Annotated in this window: 6 protein-coding genes; 5 read left to right on the forward strand and 1 reads right to left on the reverse strand. The window is 63.7% G+C overall.

Annotation, left to right across the window (positions count from 1 at the left end; all coding sequences use genetic code 11):
• On the reverse strand, window positions 1-642 hold a 642-nt coding region (locus PVW46_RS21195), incomplete at its 3' end, for a winged helix-turn-helix transcriptional regulator (protein WP_274577467.1).
• A 67-nt stretch (window positions 643-709) separates the two neighbouring features.
• Between PVW46_RS21195 and PVW46_RS21200 the strand changes: the two genes are divergently transcribed.
• The 5 genes from PVW46_RS21200 to PVW46_RS21220 all read left to right on the forward strand — a co-directional run.
• Window positions 710-1144 carry a VOC family protein gene (locus PVW46_RS21200; protein WP_043146990.1) on the forward strand — a complete coding sequence of 145 codons (435 nt, stop codon included), beginning with the start codon at window positions 710-712 and terminating at the stop codon, window positions 1142-1144.
• A complete protein-coding gene (locus PVW46_RS21205) occupies window positions 1134-1853 on the forward strand; it encodes a glutathione S-transferase family protein (protein WP_274577470.1) in 720 nt (239 codons plus the stop codon). The genes PVW46_RS21200 and PVW46_RS21205 overlap by 11 nt, the downstream gene beginning before the upstream one ends.
• Window positions 1850-2203: a DUF1428 domain-containing protein gene (locus tag PVW46_RS21210; RefSeq protein ID WP_043146993.1), complete on the forward strand. Its 354-nt coding sequence runs from the start codon at window positions 1850-1852 to the stop codon at window positions 2201-2203. Before PVW46_RS21205 ends, PVW46_RS21210 begins: the two co-directional genes overlap by 4 nt.
• 4 nt (window positions 2204-2207) lie before the next feature.
• Entirely contained in the window at window positions 2208-2861 is a 654-nt protein-coding gene (locus PVW46_RS21215) for a glutathione S-transferase family protein (RefSeq protein WP_043146995.1), read from the forward strand.
• A gap of 50 nt (window positions 2862-2911) precedes the next feature.
• Window positions 2912-3575: alpha/beta fold hydrolase (locus PVW46_RS21220; RefSeq protein WP_274577474.1), on the forward strand; the 664-nt coding region annotated here is incomplete at its 3' end.

Consider the following 3575-nt stretch of genomic DNA (forward strand, 5'->3'; position numbering starts at 1 on the left):
TCGGCACAGAGCGGCATCGCCGATAATTTGTACGCCAACGGCCTCTGGTGCCACATCCCCGTAGAAGACAGCCGCCAGGGGCGGTGCGGCAGGGGCATCGAAACGCAGGTCTGGCAACTCCGCCGCGCCGCGTTCCACCGGCATCGCGCCGTCATTCAGTCGTGCGGTGAACTGCGCCCTCCCGATCGTGAAGACCGCGACTGCGAACATCCCGCGTGCGGCCTCCGTATCCAGCATCGTGCGCAAAGACAGCATGAAGGAGACCGGGGAAAGTGGCAACGTCGGGTCGTGCAATGGAGAAGCGGCAGCCCAGCGACCAATTGCCTGGAGAATCGGCTCGGCGGAGTATCCCCAGTCCGTCAGGCCATAGAGCTGCGCTGGAGCCGGTTCCGGCGCCTCGGAGCGAAGAACGACACCATTCGCCTCCAGCCCAGAGAGCCGCTCGGTCAGGACCTTGGCGCTGATACCCGGCAGGCTCGCCCGTATGTCGCTGAACCGGCGCGGCCCGAACATGAGCTCCCGGACGATCAACATCGCCCAGCGTTCCCCCAGAAGTTCCAGACCGAAGGCCGTGCCGCAGGCATCCGCGTACCAACGCCCGTGGGGGGATTCCGCCGACGAGGTTACTTTTTGTTTTCTCATAGTTGCTTTTTGTAACCCCATGCTCTTACGGTGTCCATAATTACGATACGGCAAGGGAGGGATGGCAATGCCCCAAATGATCTTCGTGAACCTACCGGTGGCCGACCTCGAACGGTCGACCGCATTTTACGAAGCCATCGGCTTCACCAGGGATGCCAGGTTCAGCAATAACCTTGCAGCGTCCATGGTCCTGTCCGACGCGATATGCGTCATGCTGCTGACGCATGATTTCTGGGCGACCTTCACGGATCGCCGTCGTGTCGACCCGGCGCAGGAGGCGCAGGTGCTTCTTTGCATCAGCCGCGAGGACAAGGCTGCCGTTGATGCCATTACCGAGGCTGCGGTCGCTGCCGGTGGTATGGCCGACCCTTGCCCGGTGCAGGACCACGGCTTCATGTATGGACGTAGTTTTGCGGATCCCGATGGCCATATCTGGGAACCCATGTGGATGAGTGCCGAGGCCGTCGAGAAGGGTCCGGCGGAGGTGTCCGATGCCGGTTGATCCCGAAGCCGCCATCACCATCACCGCTTACGACTGGGTGCCGGACTTTGCCCAGGGGCAGGTCCGCGATCTGCGAGTACGCTGGGCACTGGAAGAAACCGGCCAGAACTACGCCGTTCGCTATCTCTCACAAGGGCAACAGAAGGAAGCCGCGCACCGCGCCCTCCAACCGTTCGGCCAGGTTCCGACCTACGAGGAAGGTGATCTCACGCTGTTCGAAAGCGGGGCGATCGTCTGGCATATCGCTGAGCGGTTCCCCGGTCTGCGGCCGACAGAGCCAGCGGGGCAGAGCTTGTCGCTGGAATGGCTGTTTGCCGCGCTGAACACCCTGGAGCCACCGATCATGGACCGGGCACAGATGACGATCTTCGAAGTGGCCGAGCCCTGGGCCAAGCTGCGACTTCCCGGCATTGACGAGCGGATTAACGAACGCCTGCAGGAGGCGTCTGATCGCCTCGGCACCGCGGAGTCGTTCGGCGGCAGTTTCTCCGCCGGCGACCTGATGATGGTCAGCGTTCTGCGGATCATCGAGGGCGAGGGGCTCGTCGAAGCCTTTCCCAATCTTGCCGACTATGTCGCGCGGGCCACCGAACGGCCGGCCTTCCAACAGGCCCTGTCCGATCAGCTTGCCGGCTTCACGGGCAATCCGCCGCCCGGTTTCGATGAATGGATGGCGGAATTTAAAAGGAAACAAGGAGAACTCGCATGACCTACGTTGCCGGATTTCTGACCCCAGTGCCGAACGGGAACAAGCAGGCCTACATCGAAAGTGCCCGCAAGGCTTGGCCGCTCTTCAAGGAATATGGGGCCCTGCAAATCATGGAGACCTGGGGCGACCAAGTTCCCGCGGGCGAGCACACTGATTTCAGGCGGGCCGTCGCGTTGGAAGACGGCGAGACGGTTTGTTTCTCGTGGATGATCTGGCCCGACAAGGAAAGCCACGACAGGTGTGGCGCCAGCATGGCAACCGATCCGCGCTGGCAGGAGATGGACATGCCCTTCGATGGCAAGCGCATGATGTGGGGCAGCTTCACGCCGATCTTCGAAGACAAGGCTTGACGCCATGAACCAGACGGCACCAGAGCAGCTGACGATCTGGACCTTCGACTGGGTGCCGGAGGGGCCGCGGGGCTATGTGCGTGACCTGCGGCTTCGCTGGGCCTGTGAAGAGGCCGGGCTGAGCTATCGCGTCGGCTCCGTGCCCTTCGAGGAACGCGGGGCCGAGCATCTTGCCATGCAGCCCTTCGGGCAGGTGCCTTACCTGACGGATGGGGATGTCAGCCTGTTCGAAAGCGGCGCCTGCCTGCTGCACCTCTCGGAGAAGAGCGAAGCGCTCATGCCGCGGGAGAGGGCACTGCGGGCGGAAACCTTGTCCTGGGTCCTCGCGGCGCTGAACTCGGTCGAGATGGTCAGCGTGCCCTGGTGGTTCGTCGGACTGTCGTCCCCGCCGGAGAACCCCTTGGAGGGCTGGCTGCGGGCCCGTCTTGCTGTGCTGGAAGACGTCCTGACAGCGCGCGACTGGCTGGTGGATGGTCGCTTTACCGCGGCGGATCTGATCCTGGCCGACGTGTTGCGTCCGCCCTGGATACGGGGGATCGGCCACTATCCCGCAACCGATGCCTACATTGATCGGATTTGCGCGCGGCCGGCCTTTGCCAAGGCACATGCGGACCAGATCGCGCATTTCTCCAGGGCCGACGAGACCCGCGAGGCATGAACGGCGGCTTGCCGTTCCCAGGGAAAGATCACAACGCATGGGAGGAGGAAATGATGACACTGACTTCGACTTCACGGTCCTGCATGGGGGCCCTGCAGGCCTCGGTCCTTGTCGGAGCGATGGCTACGCCCGCGCTGGCGCAGGACACCGAGGGCCGGGCCATGTCCGGGGACCTCGGGATCTATTATCAGGTACACGGCGATCTCGGCTCCGGCATGGTGCCATTTCTCGTGCTCCATGGGGGCATGGGCACCATTGAAGGGGATTTCGGTGCTCTCTTGCCGGGCCTCGCCGCAAGGCGCCCGGTGATCGGGGTGGAACAGCAGGGCCATGGGCGCACGGGCGGACGTGATATGCCGGTCACCCTCGCAGCAATGCGGGCCGACACCCTGGCCGTGCTGGACGCGCTCGACATCGAACGGGTTCACGCGGTGGGCTTTTCCATGGGCGGCATGCTGGCACTGGACCTGGCATTGGCCGCGCCCGAGCGGCTGGCCACGCTCACTGCGATCTCGGTCAGCCAGAACCTTGACGGGATGTATCCGGCCATCGCGGAGATGAACCGGAATCCGACGGCCGAGCCCTCGCCGGACGCGCTGAAGCTGCTGCCGAGCGAAGAGGATTTCGCCCGCATGCAGGCAGGTTTCGCCGACAATCCGGATGGCCCGGAGCAGTTCCAGCGCACCTTTGCGCAGCTGCAGGCCTTCATGGTCA

Source organism: Mameliella sp. AT18, from assembly GCF_028807275.1.
GTDB lineage: Bacteria > Pseudomonadota > Alphaproteobacteria > Rhodobacterales > Rhodobacteraceae > Antarctobacter > Antarctobacter albus.